This window comes from Rhodobacter xanthinilyticus, assembly GCF_001856665.1.
GTDB lineage: Bacteria > Pseudomonadota > Alphaproteobacteria > Rhodobacterales > Rhodobacteraceae > Rhodobacter > Rhodobacter xanthinilyticus.
The window spans coordinates 1,119,001-1,137,698 of sequence record NZ_CP017781.1 but is presented as its reverse complement, the minus strand read 5'-3'; the positions used below and the strand labels follow the sequence as shown (position 1 = coordinate 1,137,698).

Sequence of the window (18,698 nt, the reverse complement as noted above, 5' to 3'; positions counted from 1 at the left end):
CTCCCGCCCGGCGTTTTCCGCAACCCGACGACATTTCGCCGCGCCTCAGGGGGCGCGACCGGGCCGCGCGCCCAAACCTTTCCAGGGAGATCCCGATGACCAAATACTGCCTGACCGTGACCTGCCCCTCGACCCGGGGGATCGTCGCCGCCATCGCCAATTACCTCGCCGATCAGGGCTGCAACATCACCGACAGCTCGCAATATGATGACCCGCTGACCGGCCAGTTCTTCATGCGCGTGAGCTTCACCCCCGAGACCGGCGCCAGTCTCGCGAGCCTCGAGAAGGGCTTTGCCGAGACCGCCAAGAGCCTGAAGATGAACGCGAAATTCCATGACGAGACCGAGAAGATGAAGGTCGTGATCATGGTCTCGCGCTTTGGCCATTGCCTCAACGACCTGCTCTACCGCACCCGCATCGGCGCGCTGCCGATCGAGATCGTGGCGGTGATCTCGAACCATATGGATTACCAGAAAGTGGTCGTGAACCAGGACATCCCGTTCCATTGCATCAAGGTCACCAAGGAAAACAAGCCGGTGGCCGAGGCCGCGATCATGCGCGTCGTCGAGGAGGCGGGGGCCGAGCTGATCGTGCTGGCGCGCTACATGCAGATCCTCTCGGACGAGATGTGCCAGAAAATGTCGGGCCGGATCATCAACATCCACCATTCGTTCCTGCCGAGCTTCAAGGGCGCCAACCCCTACAAACAGGCCTATGAACGCGGCGTGAAGCTGATCGGGGCGACCTCACATTACGTCACCGCCGACCTCGACGAGGGCCCGATCATCGAGCAGGACATCGTGCGCATCACCCATGCGCAATCGGCCGAGGATTACGTCTCGCTCGGGCGCGATGTGGAAAGCCAGGTGCTCGCCCGCGCGATCCACGCCCATGCCCACCGCCGCACCTTCCTCAACGGCAACAAGACGGTGGTCTTCCCGGCCTCGCCCAGCGCCTATGCCTCCGAGCGGATGGGCTGACCCAACTCGGGTTGGGGGGCGCTGCCCCCCGCCCGTTCCGGGCTCCCCCCGGGATATTTATGGCAAGATGAAAGGGCTGCACTTCATCTTGCTCCAAATATCCCGGGGGTGAATGCCGAAGGCAGAGGGGGCGGCGCCCCCTGCGCCCTCCCCGCCCGCGCCTCTGGCCTTCGCCTGCGCGCCGGTTTATCCTTCTCGGGCCTCACCGGCTTGATCGAAGGAATTTTCCGTGCCGCCCTCCTCCGGACGCAATTTGCCCAGCCATCAAGAGCCCGTCGTCGGGGCAACGGTGCAATATGTGGTCGATACGCTGACCATGCAGATCATGGGCGGCGATTACGGGCTCGACGAGCGGCTGCCCTCCGAGCGGCAGATGGCGCAAGATCTCGCGGTGGCGCGCAACACGGTGCGCGAGGCGCTCGATCTGCTCGAGGGGCGCGGGTTGATCCGGCGCCGGGCGGGCTCGGGCTCGTTTGTCACCTATGATCCGAAGGGCCAGAGCGAGGCGCTCGCGCCGGTCGCGGCCGAGACGGGGCCGTTGCAGCTTCAGGTCGTGCGCGGGATCCTCGAGCCCGAGATGGTGCGTCTTGCGATCATCAACATGCCGCCGCGCGCGATCGAGGCGCTGGGCGAGACGCTTTCGCAGATGGAGGCAGTGCAGACCGAGGCGGCGGATTTCGTGCGCCTCGAGGAGGAGTTCCACCGCCAGATCGCGGCGGGCACCGGCAACCCGCTGCTCATCGCCTGTTACAACCTCGTCATCGACGCGCGCCGGCAGAGTTTCCGCGCCGCGATGTATCGCCGCCACCTCACCCCCAACCGCATCGCCACCTATCAGCGCGGCTACAACGCGCTGTTCAACGCGATCGCGGCGCGCGACATCGAGGAGGCGACGGAGTTCATGAAACTCACGCTGATCGAGGACCAGAAGCTCTTGATGCAGGAGCTTTGAGCGCGGGGGGGCGCGCCGCGAGGCGCTGGTTCCACAGCTGCCCGAGCTCGCCCAGATGGCGCGCGAGCAAGGGCCCGTGGTGGCTGAGCCAGCCCATCACCGAGCCGAATTCGACGATCCGCGCGCGGCCCTCGACGATCCGCACCACCGGCCAATCGCCCACCAGCGCATTGTCGATCCCGAAGATCTCCGCGCCCCACCAGCGCGCCGGGCCGAAGGCATGGGGCATGTCCTGGCCGCGTTTCATCGCCGCGAGGACCGAGACCGGCTCGGTCGTATCGGCAAGCTCGACCGCATTGTGCCACAGATCGAGGATCGAGGCATATTCCCAGCTCACCGCGCTCCATTCGCCGGGAAAGCGCGCCGCATAGGCCTCGAAGAAGGCCTTGGGACGGCGGAAGAAAAACGCGGTCTCGGCGAGTTTCGGGTCGTCGAAATCGGGGAACTGGAAGGTATAGCGCGCCATGAACTCGGGGCTCGTGCGGGCGATCATGCGCGGGTAATCATCGGCGGTGCAGGCCAGGATCTCGCCCTGGAAGCCCTGTTCATGGGCGGCTTCGGTCAGCGCCTGCATCATCGGCGGCGCCGAGGAGCACCAGCACAGCACATCGGGCGCCTGCGTGAGCATCGCGCGCACGATGCCCGCGGCGTCGCGGGTTTGCGGCGCATAGCGGATCTCGCTGACCATCCGCCGCCCCGCCGCCTCGAAAGCCGCGCGGTAGACGGCGAGCGAGGGCAGGCCGAGGCTGTCGCTCTGGCTGCACAGCGCCACGCGCCGCGCCGCCGGGCGGTGGCGGGCGAGCCAGTCGACGCCGGTGACATTGAAGAGCGGGTGCACCTCGGCGGGCGCGATCAGATAGGGCGTGTCGGGCGACAGATCCGAGGGCAGCAGCGTCGCGACGAGCACCCGGCGCTCCATCAGATAGGCGAGCGCGGGGGCGAAACTGTCGCCGCCGAGCGTCAGGACCAGTTTGACGCGCTGGTTCTCGACCATGTCGCGCGCCGCCGCCAGCGTCTCCTCGGGCGCGCGCGCGCTGTCATGGGCGGTGATCTCGACGCGCTGGCGCTTGCCCGCGATCATCAGCCCGCCCGCCTCGTTGATCCAATCCGACCAGATCCGGCAGCCATCGAGCCCCGGCCGACCCCAGATTTCCTCGGGGCCCGAGAGCGGCGTGAGGAAGCCGATCCGGACCGGAGCCCGATTCGTCGCCCCCAGCCGAGGCAGGGAACCAGTTACCGCGAGGCGCTGTGCGAATGATGAACTGCTCATAAATTCAACATTACCCGCTTTTTCGCGGGGGGAAATGCCCAAAAACCTCCCCGGACCATATTCCGCACAGGAAAATAATTTGACCGAAAGTCGCGATTCGCCACCCAATTGGTTCATGCCGAAAGGGCCAGTTTCATGGACTGGTTCAGACCGGAAAACAGGGAACCAAAAATGACCAAACGCGTTGCTGTCATCGGCGCGGGCCCGTCGGGGCTTGCTCAACTTCGTGCTTTCCAATCGGCCGCCCAGAAAGGCGTCGAGATCCCGGAAGTCGTCTGCTTCGAGAAGCAGTCGAACTGGGGCGGCCTGTGGAACTACACCTGGCGCACGGGCGTCGATGAGAACGGCGAGCCGGTGCATTGCTCGATGTATCGCTACCTGTGGACCAACGGCCCGAAAGAGGGGCTCGAATTCGCCGATTATTCCTTCGAGGAACATTTCGGCAAGCAGATCGCCTCCTACCCGCCGCGCGCGGTGATGGTCGATTACATCGAGGGCCGGGTGAACAAGGCCGGCGTGCGCGACTGGATCCGGTTCAACTCGGTGATCCGCTGGGTCGAGTATGATGCCGAGGCCGATGATTTCACCGTCACCGTCTATGACGCCGAGAAGGACCACGTTTACAAGGAGCGGTTCGATCACGTCATCGTCGCCTCGGGCCATTTCTCGACGCCGAACGTGCCCGAATACCCCGGGTTCGACCAATATTTCGGCCGCATCGTCCACGCCCATGATTTCCGCGACGCGCGCGAGTTCGAGGGGCAGGATGTGCTCGTCGTGGGCTCGTCCTATTCGGCCGAGGATATCGGCTCGCAATGCTGGAAATACGGCGCGAAATCGGTGACCTCGTGCTATCGCTCGGCTCCGATGGGCTTCAAATGGCCGGAGAATTGGGAAGAGAAACAAGGCCTTGTGCGCGTCGAGGGCAAGACCGCCTTCTTCCAGGACGGCAGCTCGAAACATATCGATGCGATCATCCTGTGCACCGGCTACAAGCATTATTTCAACTTCCTGCCCGATGATCTGCGGCTCAAGACCAAGAACCGCCTCGCCACCGCCGGCCTCTACAAGGGCGTGGTCTATGTCCACAATCCGAAGATGTTCTACCTCGGCATGCAGGACCAGTGGTTCACCTTCAACATGTTCGACGCCCAGGCCTGGTATGTCCGCGACATCATCCTCGGCCGGATCGAGGTGCCCGCGGACAAGCAGGTGCTGATGGCCGATGTGGCCGAGCGCGAAGCCCGCGAAGAAGCCTCGGATGACGTGAAATACGCGATCAAATACCAGGGCGATTACGTCAAGGAGCTGATCGCGGACACCGATTACCCGAGCTTCGACGTCGATGGCGCCTGCGCGGCCTTCTTCGAATGGAAGAAGCACAAGGCGGTCGACATCATGACCTTCCGCAACAACGCCTATCGTTCGGTGATCACCGGCACGATGGCGCCCGTCCACCACACGCCCTGGAAGGACGCGTTGGACGACTCGATGGAAGCCTATCTGGCCAATTGAGCCAAGGTCCCCAACTCGGGGGGGAGTCGTCGCCCCCCCGGTTTTTTCCTCTGACGGTTTGCCCAGACTAGGACGCGCGATGATTGCACTGCCCCCCGATGGCCTCTTCCGCCCCGGCCCGCCGCGGCCCTCGCGCGCGCGCCGCCCGCTCGGCTTTGGCCGCGGCTCCGGCGAGGAGCGCTACACCGTCCCCGGGGGCGGCGCGATCGTCGTCGAAATCGCCGAGGGCGACCGGCTCGAGGTGATCAATGACGAGGGCGGGCAGCGCTGCGAGCTGATGGCGGCGCACCCGGACGGGCGGGTGGATTGCGGGCTCCTCGGCTGGCAGGGCGATTGCGCGCCCGAGGGGCTGAAAGCGGCGCTCACCCGCGGCGAGCCCTCGCTCGCGCGGCTTGGCGCCGCGCTTGCCCGCCGCGGGATTGATCTCGCGCAGGCCCGCGCGATCGGGCTCTTCGGCGCGGCCTCGCGGGCGGGCGAGGCGGTGGCCTTCGCCGCGCAGGGCCCTGGGTTTGCGATCCTCGCCGCGCCGGGCGGGCCGATGGATCTCGAGGCGCAAGACACCGCGACGCCGCTCACGCTGCGGCTGAGCCGCGCCGCGCCGCGCGCGCGTGCGCTCTTCGATCTGCCCGACCCGCTCGCCGATCCGCTCCTCGATCTGCGCGTGAGCTCCGCCACCGCCCGCGCCTTCACCGTCAAGGCCGGCGAATTCATCCAGGTGATTGATGTCGACGGCCGCCAATGCACCGATTTTCAATGCTTTGACGCGCGCAAGCTCGACCGCGGCCTCGTCCGCCCGCTCGACCCGACCACCACCCGCACGCTGATGGGCCATGCCTATCCGATGCCGGGGCTGCATTCGAAATATTACGACCACGACATGACCGCGCTCGTGGAGGTCGTGCAGGATACCTGCGGGCGCCACGATGCTTTCGGGCTCGCCTGCGCGGCGAAATATTACGATGACATCGGCTATCCGGGCCATGCCAATTGCACCGACAATTTCAACGCGGCGCTGGCTGAGTATGGGATCGAGGCGCGCGCGGGCTGGATGGCGGCAAACTTCTTCTTCAACACCGGCGTCGACGCCCATGGGGTGATGTATGCCGACGAGCCCTGGTCGCGGCCGGGCGATTATGTGCTGATGCGTGCGCTGACCGATCTGGTCTGCGTCTCCTCGGCCTGCCCTGACGACACTTCCGCCGCCAATGGCTGGGAGCTGAGCGATATCCATGTGCGCAGCTATGGCGCGGGCGAGCGGTTCCAGCGCGCCTCGGCCTGGCGCCCCACCCCCGATGCGGAGCCGATCATGACGCGCCAGAGCGCCTTCCACGACAATTTTGCCGCCCTCACCGAAGAGTTCATTGAATACAAGGGCTTCTGGCTGCCCAATTCCTTCGCCCAGACCGACCCGGTGGAGAGCTACTGGGCCGCGCGCGAGGGCGTGGTGGTGATGGATCTCTCGGCGCTGCGCAAATTCGAGGTCACCGGCCCCGATGCCGAGGCGCTGCTGAACTGGGTGCTGACGCGCGATGTCACGAAGCTCGGCCAGGGCCAGATCGTCTATTCGGCGATGTGCTACCCCCATGGCGGGATGATCGACGACGGCACGCTCTTCCGCCTCGGCGCGCAGAATTTCCGCTGGATCGGCGGGTCGGACGAGGGCGGCGTGTGGATGCGCGAAGAGGCCGCGCGGCTCGGGCTCAATGTGATGATCCGCGCCTCGACCGATCAGATGCACAACCTCGCGGTGCAGGGGCCGAAATCGCGGGAACTGGTGTCGCAGATCATCTGGACCCCGCCGCATCAGCCGAGCCCCGGCGCGATCGAGTGGTTCCGCTTCACGGTCGGGCGGGTCGGCGGGCCGACCGGCGCGCCGGTGGTGCTCTCGCGCACCGGCTACACGGGCGAGCTCGGCTATGAGATCTTCTGTCACCCGAAAGACGGCGATGCGGTCTTCAAGGCGGTCTGGGCGGCGGGCGCGCCGCTCGGCCTCAAGCCGATGGGCCTTGCGGGGCTTGACCTGTGCCGGATCGAGGCGGGGCTCGTCTTCGCGGGTTATGATTTCTCCGACCAGACCGATCCCTTCGAGGCGGGCGTGGGCTTCACCGTGCCGCTCAAGTCGAAAACCGCCGATTTCGTCGGCCGCGAGGCGCTCATTCGCCGCAAGGAGACGCCTGCGCGCAAGTTCATCGGCCTCGAGATCGAGGGGCAGGATCCGGTGGGCCATGGCGATTGCCTGCGCATCGGGCGCGCGCAGGTCGGCGAGATCTGCTCGGCGATGCATTCGCCCCGCACCAATCAATGGATCGCGCTCGCGCGGATCGATGTCGCCCATGCCGCCCCCGGCACCGCGCTCGAGGTCGGCCGGCTCGACGGACATATCAAGCGGATCGCGGCGCGGGTCACCCCCTTCCCGCATTACGATCCGAAAAAGGAACGCCCGCGCTCGTGAGGGCCGGCGGCGGGGAGGGAGCCCCGCAGACGAAGCCCGGGCAGCCCATCGCCCGGGAGGGAGGCAAGAAAACCAGGGCAAAATCGCCCCATTCCACTCAACAGGGAGTTTGGACGTGGAACAGGACCTTGCAACTTTGGCGGCTGCCGTCGCCGAACTGAAGGAGAAGACCGCCGGCACCGGCACGACCTTTTCCGAGACTTTCTATTTTCTGACGATCCCGCTCATGGTGCTGATCCATGTGGGCTTTCTCGCCTATGAGATGGGGGCTTCGCGCTCGAAGAATGCGCTCGCTTCGGGGATCAAGAACATCCTCGCCTTCGCGATGATCGTGCCGTTTTTCTACTTCGTCGGCTGGTGGATCTACTGGGCCTTCCCGACGGGGTTCGACCTCTCGGCGGGCCCGGTCGGCACCTCGGGGCTGGCCTATGCCAACGAGGTCGCCGCGCCCTGGTCGCCCTATATGGGCCCGAACCTCGACGACCGCGCCTCGGGCGTGTTCTGGGGGCTTTCGTGATGTTCGCCGCGACCACCGCCTCGATCCTGTCGGGCGCGCTGATCGAGCGGATCCGGCTCACCGGCTTTGTCGTGCTCGCCACGGCGCTGGGCGCGTTCGTGTGGATCCTGGGCGCCGCCTGGGGCTGGCATGCGGATGGCTGGCTGGTCACCAAATTCGGCTATCATGATTTCGGCGCCGCGGGCGTGGTGCACCTGATCGCGGGCGCCTTCACGCTTGGCGTGGTGATCAACCTCGGGCCGCGGATCGGCAAGTTCAACCCCGATGGCACGGCGAATGCGATCCCGGGCCATTCGATGCCGATGACGCTCGTCGGGCTGATGCTGATCATCGCGGGGTTCTGGGGCTTCCTGATGGGCTGCGTGATCGTTCCGGGCGAGGCCTGGAGCTGGTCGGGCACGATGACGGCGACGATCTACGGCACGCCGATGACGCTCTCGGGGATGACCTTCAACACGCTGATGGGCATGGCCGGCGGCATCATCGGCGCCTGGATGATCACCCGCGATCCGTTCTGGATGATGTCGGGGGCGCTTGGCGGGATCATCTCCTGCGCGGCGGGGCTTGACCTCTGGTATCCGCCGATGGCCTTCGTGATCGGCTTCTTCGGCGCGGCGACGATGCCCTTCGTCTCCTCCTTCGTCGAGCGGCTGAAGATCGACGACGCGGTCGGCGCGGTGGCGGTGCATATGTATCTGGGCTTCTGGGGCGTGATCGTGGTCGGCATCGCGGCGCAGGGCTACCCGGCGCTCGCGGGCGAGAATGTCATCGAGACCTCGTTCATGGGCCAGCTCGTCGGCGCGCTCGTGATGATCGCTCTGGGCTTCGGGCCGGGCTACGGGCTTTCCTGGGTGCTCAAGGCGATGGGCCAGCTGCGGGTACCCGCCGAGGCCGAGCTTCTGGGCCTCGACAAGACCAAAGTCCCCGCCTCGGCCTATCCCGAAGCGCTCCACCCCACCGTCACCCCGGCTGAATAAGCCGCTGATCTCGAAAGGAAATACCTATGGAAGCCCCTTTTGACGCCGCAAGCTGGGATGGCATCACCGGCGCGATCTACGCAGGCTTCGGCTCGGCCGAGCTCTTCTGGATCGGGCTGTGCTACCTCTGTGTGCTCTGCGCCGTGATCCTCGGCTGGCGCCACGAAAAGCACGCTTATGACGCGGCCAAGAACGGCCAGCATTGAGCCAAAGGCCGCGGGCGGCGCCCCCGCCCGCGGCCCCTCACCCAAAGCAAAACCGACGACGACAGGACAAGGAAACGAGAGATGACCGCATCGTGGAGATTTTCGGCGCTGGCCGACCGGCACCGGGCGCTGGGCTCGAAGCTCGAAGACTGGAGCGGCATGGGCACCGCCTGGTCCTATGACGGCGACCCGCTCGCGGAATATATGGCGATCCGCACCAAGGCGGGGCTGATGGATGTCTCGGGCCTGAAAAAGGTCCATATCACCGGCCCGGGCGCGAGCCATGTGATCGACCGCGCCACCACCCGCAATGTCGAGAAGCTGATGCCCGGCCGCGCGGTCTATGCCTGCATGCTCAACGACGCGGGCAAGTTCGTCGACGATTGCGTGATCTATCGCACCGGCCCGAACGCCTTCATGGTGGTGCATGGCTCGGGTCAGGGCTTCGAGCAGCTGACCATGGCCGCCGAGGGCCGCGATGTCTCGATCCGCTTCGACGACAATCTCCATGACCTCTCGCTGCAAGGCCCGCTCGCGGTCGATTACCTCGAGAAACATGTGCCGGGGATCCGCGCGCTGCCCTATTTCGGGATCCTGCAGACCTCGCTCTTTGGCGTGCCCGCGATGATCACCCGCACCGGCTATACCGGCGAGCGCGGCTATGAGCTCTTCGTGCGCGGGCAAGATGCCGGGATGGTCTGGGACCGGATCCTCGCAGAGGGCGCCGAGATGGGGATCATCCCGTGCCGCTTCACCACGCTCGATCTGTTGCGCACGGAAAGCTATCTGCTGTTCTTCCCCTATGACAATTCCGAGATGTATCCGTTCGAGAACGAGCCCTGCGGCGATACGCTGTGGGAGCTCGGCCTCGATTTCACCGTCTCGCCGGGCAAGACGGGCTTCCGTGGCGCCGAGGAACATTACCGCCTGAAGGGCCGCGAGCGCTTCAAGATCTGGGGGCTCAAGCTCGAGGGCAAGGCGGTTCCGGGCAACGGCGCGCCGGTGATGCGCGAGGGCGTGCAGGTCGGCGTGGTGACGCAGGCGATGTATTCGCCGCTCAACGACTGGACGGTGGCGATCGCGCGGCTGCCGGTCGATTGCGCCAATGAGGGCACGAAGCTCGTCGTCAATTGCGCCGAAAACGGCCCGATCGCGGCCACCACCGGCGCGATGCCGTTCTTCGACCCCGAGAAGAAGCGCCGCACCGCGAAGGGCTGAGCGCCCCCTCAAGACCGGCAGGGGCGGCGATCAAGACCGCCCCGCCTCCCGACAGGATCAGCGAAGGACCTCCCATGCCACGCACCGAATTTTCCCCCTCGATCATGAGCCGCCCGGTCTATGCCCCCCTCAAGGCCCAAGGTGCGGCGCCCGCGCTGATGCTGGCCGAGGCCGAGGGCGCCGACGCGATCCTCGATCTCGCCGCGGCCGACCCTTCGGTGATGAACCGCGCGCATCTGATCTTCATCCCCGGCGGCACCGGCTTCGGCCCCCGCCTCGCCGCGCTCAAAGCCCGCCTCTACCATGAGGCGCCGAGCTACGCCGCCGCGCTCGAGCGCTATCGCAAGGCGCTTCTCGATGCCCATATGGGCACCCAGCTCTATCTCGCCGGTACCGAGGGGCTGATCGGCCAGGCCTCGGCCGAGGCGCTCGCCGCGGGCCTGCCCGCCGACGCCATCCAGGCCGAGCACCGCGGCTCGCTCGCGCGGCGGATGCAATGCGTGCATTGCAAGGGCGTGACCGAAGGCGTCACCACCGACCCGTTCACCTGTTCGCATTGCGGGCTGACGCTCTTGGTGCGCGACCATTTCTCGCGCCGTCTCGGCGCCTTCCAGGGCGTCTGCGTCGATGCCGAAACCCCCGGGGTGATCCCCGCCGTCAAGGAGATCAAGGCATGAGCGCGCTGACCCTGCGGGTGACCGAGATCACCCCGCTCTCGCCCCTCGTCACCCGCTTCCGCTTCGAGCACCCCGAGGGCGCGGGGCTGCCGCTCTTTTCGGGCGGCGCGCATGTGGTCGTCGAGATGCCCGATGCGGGCGTGCTGCGCCGCAACGCCTATTCGCTGATCTCCGACCCGCTCGACGGCTCGGGCTATGAGATCGCGGTGCGCCGCGAGGACGGCGGGCGAGGCGGCTCGCGGTTCCTGCATACCAAGGTTTCGGTGGGCGATCTGCTGCGGGTGAACCTGCCGGTGAACCTCTTCGCGCTCGATCTGCGGGCGAAGAAACAGCTGATGATCGCGGGCGGGATCGGCATCACGCCGTTTCTGGCGCAGCTCAAACAGATCGCGCGGCTGCAAATCCCCTTCGAGCTGCATTATGCCGCGCGGAGCCGCGCCGAGGCCGCCGGGGTCGCGCTGCTGCCCGATCTGCCGCAGATCCATGTCCATATCTCCGACGAGGGCAACCGGATGGATCTCGGCGCGATCCTCTCGGGCCAGCCTCTGGGCACCCATGTCTATACCTGCGGCCCCGAGGGGCTGATCGCGGCGGTCGATGAGACCGCGGCGCGGCTCGGCTGGCCGAAGGGCGCGCTCCATGCCGAGGCCTTCCTCGCGCCGCCGCCCGGCGCGCCGTTCACCGTCACGCTGACCTCGGGCCGCGAGATCGAGGTGGGCGCGCATCAAAGCCTCCTCGAGGCGCTCGAAGCGGCCGAGGTCGCGGTCGACTGGTCGTGCCGCGGCGGCGCCTGCGGGCGGTGCGAAACCGGCGTCTCGGCCTGCCACGGGCGGATCGAGCACCACGACCACTGGCTCTCGGATGAGGAAAAAGCCAGCCAGACCAAGATCATGCCCTGCGTTTCGCGGTTTGTCGGCGAAACCCTCACCCTCGATCTCTGAAGGAGGCCGCAATGACCATCCGCTTCAATGACGAAACCTTCCGCGACGATTACACCTTCCACAATTCCCCCGAGGCGATCCGGCGCTTCCCCTTCCCGTTCGACCAGGACAGCTACATGTATTCGGTCAATCTCGAGCCCCATGCCGGCGGGCGCGCGGGCACGCCGTTCCAGAACCGCTTCGATGTCGATGAACATTACGTCGCCGAGATGAAGGACCGCGAGATCACGCTGGCGCAAGATCCGCTGCGCTGCCAGTCGCTGCCGCATATGGAGCTCGCGGGGTGGGATTTTCTCGAGCTGGTGATGGTCTCGAAGGCCGAGGATTACCCCGAGCTTTTCGAGCTGCACCGCGACGGCGATCGCTGGCACTGGATCAACCGCCCGCTGGGGATCGAGCAGCGCTTCACCTTCCTCGACCCGACCACCCTGCCCTGCGGGCCGCTGGAATATATCACCCGCCAGACCCAGGGCGACCATGCGCTTCTCGATCAGCGCGACGACAACCTCTGGATGGATGCCGGGATGATCACCAGCCAGGCGGATTGGTCGCTCGATTTCGACATCGGGATGAATTTCTACGAATGGCACGCGCCGGTGCCGAAGGCCCATGAGATGGGCGTGTTCCAGCGCGCGCTGAAATTCCTGCTGAACCTGCGTCAGGAGGCGCCGGTGCGGCGGCTGAACTGGACGATGACGGTGAACCCGCGCCTCGATACCTCGCCCGAGAATTATCACAAATGGGGCCCGGAAAAGCGCACCATCACCCCCGAGACGGTCGGCGCGAAACAGCATCTGCGGGTCGAGCTGCAAACGCTGTGGCGGCTGCCGCGTTCGAATGCGATCGCCTTCCCGATCCGCTGCTATCTGTGCTCGCTCGAGGATATCGTGACGCAGCCGAAATGGGGCCGCCGGCTGCACCGGGTGCTGCGCGATCTGCCCGATGAGCTGGCCGAATACAAAGGCTTCGCCGTCAACCGCCCGACGATCGTCGACTATCTCGCGAAGTTCGACGATGGCGCGCCGACCTCGCCGGGGATCTTCCCCGACTGAGCTCCCCCGGTCCTCTCCCTGCCCCCGGTCGCCCCCGCGCCCGGGGGGTCTTTCAGGCCCCGCGCCTGGCCGCCATCTCGGCCGCAAGCCGCCGCATCGCGCCGGCAAAGATCGTCACATCGATCCCCACGCCGAGGAAGGTCGCCCCGGCCGCGCGCGCCTCCTCGATATAGTCGGGCTCGGTCACCAGCACCCCGGCGGCCTTGCCCGCCGCCCGGATCCGCCCGAGCGCGCCCAGCACCGCGGCCTTGACCTCGGGCGCGCCCGAGCGGCCCAGATAGCCCATGTCGGCGGCCAGATCGGCCGGGCCGATGAACACCCCGTCCACCCCCTCGACGCCAAGGATCTCGTCGAGCGCGGCCATCCCCGCGCGGGTCTCGACCTGCACGATCAGACAGATCTCGGCATTGGCGGTGGTCAGATAATCCGGGATCGCCGAGAACCGCGAGGCGCGCGCGAGCGCCGCGCCCACGCCGCGAAACCCCTCCGGCGCATAGCGCGTCGCGCGCACGAGCTCGCGCGCCTGCTCGGCGCTCTCGACCATCGGGATCAGGAGAGATTGCGCCCCGATATCAAGCACTTGCTTGATCTTGGCCGGGTCGCCATCGGGCAGGCGCACGACCGGCGCCGAGGCGCTCGGCTCGATCACCGCGAGCTGCGCCATCAGCGAGCGCAGGTCATTGGGCGCATGTTCGCCATCAATCAGCAGCCAGTCGAAGCCGGCCGTGGCCGAGATCTGCGCGAGATAGGGGTCGGCCAGCCCGATCCAGCAGCCATGCAGCACCTCCTTGGCGGCGAGGCGGTGTTTGAGCGTGTTACGCGGCGCAGGCATCGGGGTCTCCATCGAAGCGCGGTCTGGCGCCATATTGCGCGCGGAGGGCGGCGCTCCACAACCCCCGCCGCGCCTCAATAGACCGGCGGCGAGACCACCCAGATCACCACCGCAGGCTCCGGGCCCGGGTTGCGCCAGGCGTAATCGGTGTCGCGGAACTGAAAGCTGTCGCCCGGCGCCAGCGTGATCTCGCGCCCGTCGAGGATCAGCGTGAGCTCCCCCGAGATCAGCACGCCGCCGTCCTCCTTCGGGCGCAGCTTGCGCAGCCCCTTGCTCGAGGCGCCGGGCGCAAAGACCGATTTGATCATCTCGAACGACCCGCTCAAACTCGGCGAGAGCAGCTCCTCCTCGAGCCCGCTTTCGGTCGAGCCGATCCGCGTGCGATCGGCGGCGCGCAGCACGAGCCCCTGTTCCTCGGGCGCGCGGCTCGCGGAGCGGAAGAAAAAGCTGATGTTGACGCCCAGATGTTCGGCGATCTGGCCCAGATCGCGCACCGAGGGCGGCGTCTGGCCGCGCTCGACCTGGCTCAGCCAGCCGACCGAGCGCCCCACCGCCCCCGCCAGCGCCACCAGCGTCAGCCCGCGCGATTTGCGCAACGACCGGATATCTTCTCCCACATGATGGCTCATCGGCGCTCCTTCCTCGGCGCCACCCTGTCGCAGCGCGGCGCCGAATTCAACCGCCCGCCCGGACGGAGGTGGAATTTTTCGCCATTTCATCACCTGAATGAAATTTTAGATTGAAATTTCATTTTATCTCCGCCTAGCCTGCCCTACCCCCCTAGCTCAGGAGCCCGCCATGACCGACCTGCCCAAATCCGCCCGCGTGGTGATCATCGGAGGCGGCATCTCCGGCTGTTCGACCGCCTATCACCTGGCCAAACTCGGCTGGACCGATATCGTGCTTTTGGAGCGCAAGCAGCTCACCTCGGGCACCACCTGGCATGCCGCCGGGCTGATCGGCCAGCTCCGCGCGAGCCAGAACATGACCCGGCTGGCGAAATATTCGGCCGATCTCTACCGCAGCCTCGAGGCCGAGACGGGCCTTGCGACGGGGCTGCGCAGCTGCGGCTCGATCACCGTCGCGCTGACCGAGGAGCGGCGGGTGGAGATCTTGCGTCAGGCCGCACTCGCGCGCGCTTTCGGGATCGAGGTCAATGAGCTCGGGCCGCGCGAGGTGGCCGCGCTCTACCCCCATATCGAGACGGCCGATGTGGTCGCGGGGGTGCATCTGCCGGGCGACGGGCAGGCCGACCCGGGCAATATCGCGCTGGCGCTCGCGAAAGGCGCGCGTCAGCTCGGCGTGCAGATCTGCGAGCAGGTGAAGGTCACGCGGGTCTTGACCGACCGCGGCCGGGTGAGCGGCGTCGAATGGCAGGCGGAGGGCGCGCAGGGCGTGATCGCGGCCGAGCATGTGGTCAATTGCGGCGGCATGTGGGGGCGCGATCTGGCGGCGCAAAACGGCGTCACGCTGCCGCTGCATGCCTGCGAGCATTTCTACATCGTCACCGAGGCGATCCCGGGGCTCGGCCAGCTGCCGGTGCTGCGGATGGTCGATGAATGTGCCTATTACAAGGAGGATGCGGGCAAGATCCTGCTCGGCGCGTTCGAGCCGAAGGCGAAGCCCTGGGGCATGGGCGGGATCCCGGAGAGCTTCTGTTTCGACCAGCTGCCCGAGGATTTCGACCATTTCGAGCCGATCCTCGAGAAGGCCGTCGCGCGGATGCCGATGCTGGCCGAGGCGGGCATCCACACCTTCTTCAACGGCCCCGAGAGCTTCACCCCCGATGACCGCTATTACCTCGGCGAGGCGCCGGGCCTGGGCGGGTATTGGGTCGCGGCGGGGTATAATTCGATCGGGATCATCTCCTCGGGCGGCGCGGGGATGGCGCTGGCGCGCTGGATGACCGAGGGCGCGCCGCCCTTTGACCTGTGGGAGGTCGATATCCGCCGCGCCCAGCCCTTCCAGCGCAACCGCGCCTATCTGCGCGAGCGGGTGAGCGAGACGCTGGGCCTGCTCTACGCCGACCATTTCCCCTATCGGCAGATGGCAACCGCGCGGGGGCTGCGCCGCTCGGCGCTCCATGACGCGCTCAAGGCGCGCGGCGCGGTCTTTGGCGAGGTCGCGGGCTGGGAGCGGGCGAACTGGTTCGCCAGCCCCGGTCAGGCGCCCGAATACCGCTATAGCTGGGGCCGGCAGAACTGGTTCGAGAACCAGCGCGCCGAGCATCAGGCGCTGCGCGAGGGGGTCGGGCTGATCGACATGTCGAGCTTTGGCAAGATCCGCGTCGAGGGGCGCGATGCGGCGGCCGTCCTCAACCGCCTTTGCGCCAACCAGATCGACGTGGCGCCCGGGCGCATCGTCTATACCCAGATGCTCAACCCTCGCGGCGGCATCGAGAGCGACCTGACGGTGACGCGGCTTTCGGAGACGGCGTTCCTGCTCGTCGTGCCGGGCGCGACGGTGCAGCGCGATCTGGCCTGGCTGCGCCGCCATATCGGCGAGGCCTTCGTCACCGTCACCGATGTCTCGGCGGGCGAGGCGGTGCTCGAGGTGATGGGGCCGAAGGCGCGAGATCTGCTCGCCCGCGTCTCGCCCGAGGATTTCTCCGACGCCGCCCACCCGTTCGGCACCGCGCGCGAGATCGAGATCGGCATGGGCCTCGCACGCGCCCATCGGGTCAGCTATGTGGGCGAGCTCGGCTGGGAGCTTTACATCTCGACCGAACAGGCCGCGCATGTCTTCGAGACGCTGATCGCGGCGGGCGAGGCGGTCGGGCTCAAACTCTGCGGGCTCCATGCGATGGACAGTTGCCGCATCGAGAAGGCCTACCGCCATTTCGGCCATGACATCACCGACGAGGATCATGTGCTCGAGGCGGGCCTGGGCTTTGCGGTGAAACCGGCGAAGGGCGATTTCATCGGCCGCGAGGCGGTGCTGCGCAAGGCCGAGGCCGGGCTCACGCGGCGGCTCGTGCAGTTTTGCCTGACCGAGCCGGAGCCGCTTCTCTTCCACAATGAGCCGATCTTGCGCGATGGCGCGATCGTGGGGCAGATCACCTCGGGCAATTACGGCCATGCCTTGGGCGGCGCGGTGGGGCTGGGCTATGTGCCCTGCCGCCCCGACGAGAGCGCCGAGGAGCTGCTCGCGGCGCGCTACGAGATCGATGTCGCGGGGCGGATCGTGGCAGCCCGCGCGAGCCTCGCGCCGCTTTACGACCCGAGCGGGGCGCGGCTGCGCGGCTGAAGAAAGAGGCGCCGCGCGGGGGGCGCGGCGCCTCTGGTCTGGCCTGGGGGAGGAGGATCAGGCCAGCGCGGTCGTGGCTTTCGCCGCGCCATCGAGGCGGCGCTTGGCGAGGCGCAGCGCGATCACCGAGACCGCCGTGCCCACCAGCATCGCGATCACGAAGCCGCCGAGATTGCCCACCGCATTCGGGATCGGCAGCACGAAGACCCCGCCATGGGGCACCTTGAGCTGCACGCCAAGCGCCATGCACAGCGCCCCGGCCACCGCCGAGCCCGCGATCAAGGAGGGGATCACGCGGAACGGATCGCGCGCCGCGAAGGGGATCGCGCCCTCGGTCACGAAGGCCAGCCCCAGCACGAAGGCGGCGTTACCGGCCTCGCGTTCCTCGGGGGTGAAGCGGTTGCCAAAGAGCTTGGTGGCGAGCGCGAGCGCAAGCGGCGGGGTCATGCCCGCGCACATCACCGCCGCCATCGGCTCGGTGACATTGGCCGCGATCAGCGTGGTGCCGAAGGCATAGGCCGCCTTGTTGATCGGCCCGCCCATGTCGACCGCCATCATCCCGCCAAGCAGCGCGCCAAGCACCGCCGCCTGCGCGCCCTGCATGCCCTGCAGCCATTCGGTCATCGCCGCAAGGAGCCGCGCGGTCGGCGCGCCCACCACATAGAACATCATCAGCCCGGTCAGCGTGACGCCCAGAAGCGGCAAGATCAGCACCGGCTTGAGCCCTTGCAGCGTGCGCGGCAGCTTGATCACCCGGTTGAGCCAGAGCACCCCATAGCCCGCGATGAAGCCCGCGAGGATCCCGCCGAGGAAGCCCGCGCCGATCGTGCCGGCGATCACGCCGCCGGTCATGCCGGGCGCGATGCCGGGCCGGTCGGCGATCGAGAAGGCGATATAACCCGCCAGCGCCGGCACCATCAGCGTGAAGGCGCCCTTCGCGCCGATCTGGAAGAGCGTCCAGCCCAGCGTGCCCTGATGGGCGTCGTCATAGACATAGATGCCGCCCAGCGCGAAGGCGATCGCGATCAGGATCCCGCCCGCGACCACGAAGGGCAGCATGAAGGACACGCCGGTCATCAGGTGCTTGTAGGCGCCCACCGCGCCGCCCGCCTTGCCCGGGCCCGCGCCCGCGCCCGGCGCGGCGGCCTCGGCCGTGGCGCCGGCCTCGCCCGAGAGCGGGCGCGCCTCGGCAACGGCCTTGCGCAGCAGCGCCGCGCCGTCATTGATCGCCGGTTTGGTGGGCGATTGATAGACCCGCTTGCCGGCAAAGCGGCCAAGCTCGACCTGCCGGTCGGCGGCGATCACCACCAGATCGGCCGCGGCGATTTCCGCCTCCGTCAGCGTGTCTTGCGAGCCGACCGAGCCCTGGGTCTCGACCCGGATCGCGGCGCCGAGCGCGCGCGCGCCCTCCTGCAGCCCCTCGGCGGCCATGAAGGTATGGGCGATGCCGGTCGGGCAGGAGGTGATCGCGACGATCTTCAGCCCGGCAAGCGCCGCGGCGGGCGCGGCGGTGGCGGGGGCTTCGGCGGCCTCGAGCCGCGCCAGCGCGCCCGCGGGCGCCTCGAGCAGCTCCGACAGGCTCACCCGCACGAGCGTGCGCCCCGCAAGGCGCGGCTCGGCCGCGACCTCGCCCACCACGAGCACCGCCCGCGCCGCCGCCAGCGCCGCGGCGGGCAGCGGATCGGCCACCCCCTCGGCGGTGATCAGCTCGATGCGGATCTCGCGGCCGGCTTCGGCCGCCGCCTTGCTCAGCACCTCGCGGGCCAGGACGCCATGCGTCGGCCGATCTGCGGCGCCGATCACGGCAAGGATAGTGTCTGACATAGGGTCCTCCTGTGACTTGCTGACCGCGCCCGAGGGGCC

At 67.4% G+C, this 18,698-nt stretch carries 14 protein-coding genes and 1 pseudogene; 11 read left to right on the top strand and 4 right to left on the bottom strand.

Annotated features, from left to right (window positions below; genetic code table 11):
• The first annotated feature begins 95 nt into the window (after positions 1-95).
• Together purU and LPB142_RS05625 are read left to right on the top strand one after the other, a co-directional pair.
• The gene (gene purU, locus LPB142_RS05630) at positions 96-980 is read left to right on the top strand and encodes a formyltetrahydrofolate deformylase (protein WP_071165772.1); all 885 of its coding nucleotides are present in this window, start codon (positions 96-98) and stop codon (positions 978-980) included.
• Positions 981-1,233: 253 nt separating this feature from the next.
• Positions 1,234-1,932: a FadR/GntR family transcriptional regulator gene (locus LPB142_RS05625; protein ID WP_231879134.1), complete on the top strand. Its 699-nt coding sequence runs from the start codon at positions 1,234-1,236 to the stop codon at positions 1,930-1,932.
• Here the strand turns inward: LPB142_RS05625 and LPB142_RS05620 are convergent.
• A complete protein-coding gene (locus tag LPB142_RS05620) occupies positions 1,889-3,202 on the bottom strand; it encodes an ABC transporter substrate-binding protein (protein WP_071165771.1) in 1,314 nt (437 codons plus the stop codon). The two genes, LPB142_RS05625 and LPB142_RS05620, sit on opposite strands and share 44 nt — an antisense overlap.
• A 171-nt stretch (positions 3,203-3,373) precedes the next feature.
• Here LPB142_RS05620 and LPB142_RS05615 point away from each other — a divergent pair, with 171 nt between their 5' ends.
• The 8 genes and pseudogenes from LPB142_RS05615 (at position 3,374) to LPB142_RS05580 (ending at position 12,757) form a co-directional block, all read left to right on the top strand.
• Entirely contained in the window at positions 3,374-4,717 is a 1,344-nt protein-coding gene (locus LPB142_RS05615) for an NAD(P)-binding domain-containing protein (protein WP_071165770.1), read from the top strand.
• A gap of 79 nt (positions 4,718-4,796) precedes the next feature.
• Positions 4,797-7,169, top strand: a complete 2,373-nt coding sequence (locus LPB142_RS05610; protein WP_071165769.1) for a DUF1989 domain-containing protein — start codon at positions 4,797-4,799, stop codon at positions 7,167-7,169.
• A gap of 115 nt (positions 7,170-7,284) precedes the next feature.
• Positions 7,285-8,663, top strand: a pseudogene (locus tag LPB142_RS05605) (ammonium transporter).
• Positions 8,664-8,689: 26 nt separating this feature from the next.
• A complete protein-coding gene (locus tag LPB142_RS05600) occupies positions 8,690-8,869 on the top strand; it encodes a hypothetical protein (RefSeq protein WP_071165768.1) in 180 nt (59 codons plus the stop codon).
• Positions 8,870-8,950: 81 nt separating this feature from the next.
• Complete coding sequence (locus LPB142_RS05595) at positions 8,951-10,087, top strand: aminomethyltransferase family protein (protein WP_071165767.1); 1,137 nt, start codon at positions 8,951-8,953, stop codon at positions 10,085-10,087.
• 74 nt (positions 10,088-10,161) lie between these two features.
• Positions 10,162-10,764, top strand: a complete 603-nt coding sequence (locus LPB142_RS05590) for a dimethylamine monooxygenase subunit DmmA family protein (protein WP_071165766.1) — start codon at positions 10,162-10,164, stop codon at positions 10,762-10,764.
• Positions 10,761-11,705, top strand: a complete 945-nt coding sequence (locus LPB142_RS05585; RefSeq protein ID WP_071165765.1) for a PDR/VanB family oxidoreductase — start codon at positions 10,761-10,763, stop codon at positions 11,703-11,705. Before LPB142_RS05590 ends, LPB142_RS05585 begins: the two co-directional genes overlap by 4 nt.
• A gap of 11 nt (positions 11,706-11,716) precedes the next feature.
• Positions 11,717-12,757: a heme-dependent oxidative N-demethylase family protein gene (locus LPB142_RS05580; protein WP_068767803.1), complete on the top strand. Its 1,041-nt coding sequence runs from the start codon at positions 11,717-11,719 to the stop codon at positions 12,755-12,757.
• 52 nt (positions 12,758-12,809) lie between these two features.
• On the opposite strand, the gene LPB142_RS05575 is transcribed toward LPB142_RS05580, so the two are convergent.
• Positions 12,810-13,589, bottom strand: coding sequence for an aldolase/citrate lyase family protein (locus LPB142_RS05575; RefSeq protein WP_068767814.1), 780 nt, complete (start codon positions 13,587-13,589; stop codon positions 12,810-12,812).
• A 74-nt stretch (positions 13,590-13,663) separates the two neighbouring features.
• The gene (locus LPB142_RS05570) at positions 13,664-14,218 is read right to left on the bottom strand and encodes a helix-turn-helix domain-containing protein (RefSeq protein ID WP_068767802.1); all 555 of its coding nucleotides are present in this window, start codon (positions 14,216-14,218) and stop codon (positions 13,664-13,666) included.
• Positions 14,219-14,387: 169 nt separating this feature from the next.
• Between LPB142_RS05570 and LPB142_RS05565 the strand changes: the two genes are divergently transcribed.
• Positions 14,388-16,835 (top strand): GcvT family protein, encoded by a 2,448-nt coding sequence (locus tag LPB142_RS05565; RefSeq protein ID WP_071165764.1) that lies wholly within the window; start codon positions 14,388-14,390, stop codon positions 16,833-16,835.
• A gap of 57 nt (positions 16,836-16,892) precedes the next feature.
• Here LPB142_RS05565 and LPB142_RS05560 read toward each other — a convergent pair whose 3' ends face one another.
• A complete protein-coding gene (locus LPB142_RS05560) occupies positions 16,893-18,659 on the bottom strand; it encodes a PTS fructose transporter subunit IIC (protein WP_071165763.1) in 1,767 nt (588 codons plus the stop codon).
• Positions 18,660-18,698 lie beyond the last annotated feature (39 nt).

Bases quoted from the DNA above. Each gene is read 5' to 3' on its own strand.
- purU (WP_071165772.1), top strand. From the start codon at position 96: ATGACCAAATACTGCCTGACCGTGACCTGCCCCTCGACCCGGGGGATC.
- LPB142_RS05560 (WP_071165763.1), bottom strand. From the start codon at position 18,659: ATGTCAGACACTATCCTTGCCGTGATCGGCGCCGCAGATCGGCCGACG.
- LPB142_RS05615 (WP_071165770.1), top strand. From the start codon at position 3,374: ATGACCAAACGCGTTGCTGTCATCGGCGCGGGCCCGTCGGGGCTTGCT.
- LPB142_RS05600 (WP_071165768.1), top strand. From the start codon at position 8,690: ATGGAAGCCCCTTTTGACGCCGCAAGCTGGGATGGCATCACCGGCGCG.
- LPB142_RS05590 (WP_071165766.1), top strand. From the start codon at position 10,162: ATGCCACGCACCGAATTTTCCCCCTCGATCATGAGCCGCCCGGTCTAT.
- LPB142_RS05580 (WP_068767803.1), top strand. From the start codon at position 11,717: ATGACCATCCGCTTCAATGACGAAACCTTCCGCGACGATTACACCTTC.
- LPB142_RS05620 (WP_071165771.1), bottom strand. From the start codon at position 3,202: ATGAGCAGTTCATCATTCGCACAGCGCCTCGCGGTAACTGGTTCCCTG.
- LPB142_RS05565 (WP_071165764.1), top strand. From the start codon at position 14,388: ATGACCGACCTGCCCAAATCCGCCCGCGTGGTGATCATCGGAGGCGGC.
- LPB142_RS05595 (WP_071165767.1), top strand. From the start codon at position 8,951: ATGACCGCATCGTGGAGATTTTCGGCGCTGGCCGACCGGCACCGGGCG.
- LPB142_RS05575 (WP_068767814.1), bottom strand. From the start codon at position 13,589: ATGCCTGCGCCGCGTAACACGCTCAAACACCGCCTCGCCGCCAAGGAG.
- LPB142_RS05585 (WP_071165765.1), top strand. From the start codon at position 10,761: ATGAGCGCGCTGACCCTGCGGGTGACCGAGATCACCCCGCTCTCGCCC.
- LPB142_RS05570 (WP_068767802.1), bottom strand. From the start codon at position 14,218: ATGAGCCATCATGTGGGAGAAGATATCCGGTCGTTGCGCAAATCGCGC.
- LPB142_RS05610 (WP_071165769.1), top strand. From the start codon at position 4,797: ATGATTGCACTGCCCCCCGATGGCCTCTTCCGCCCCGGCCCGCCGCGG.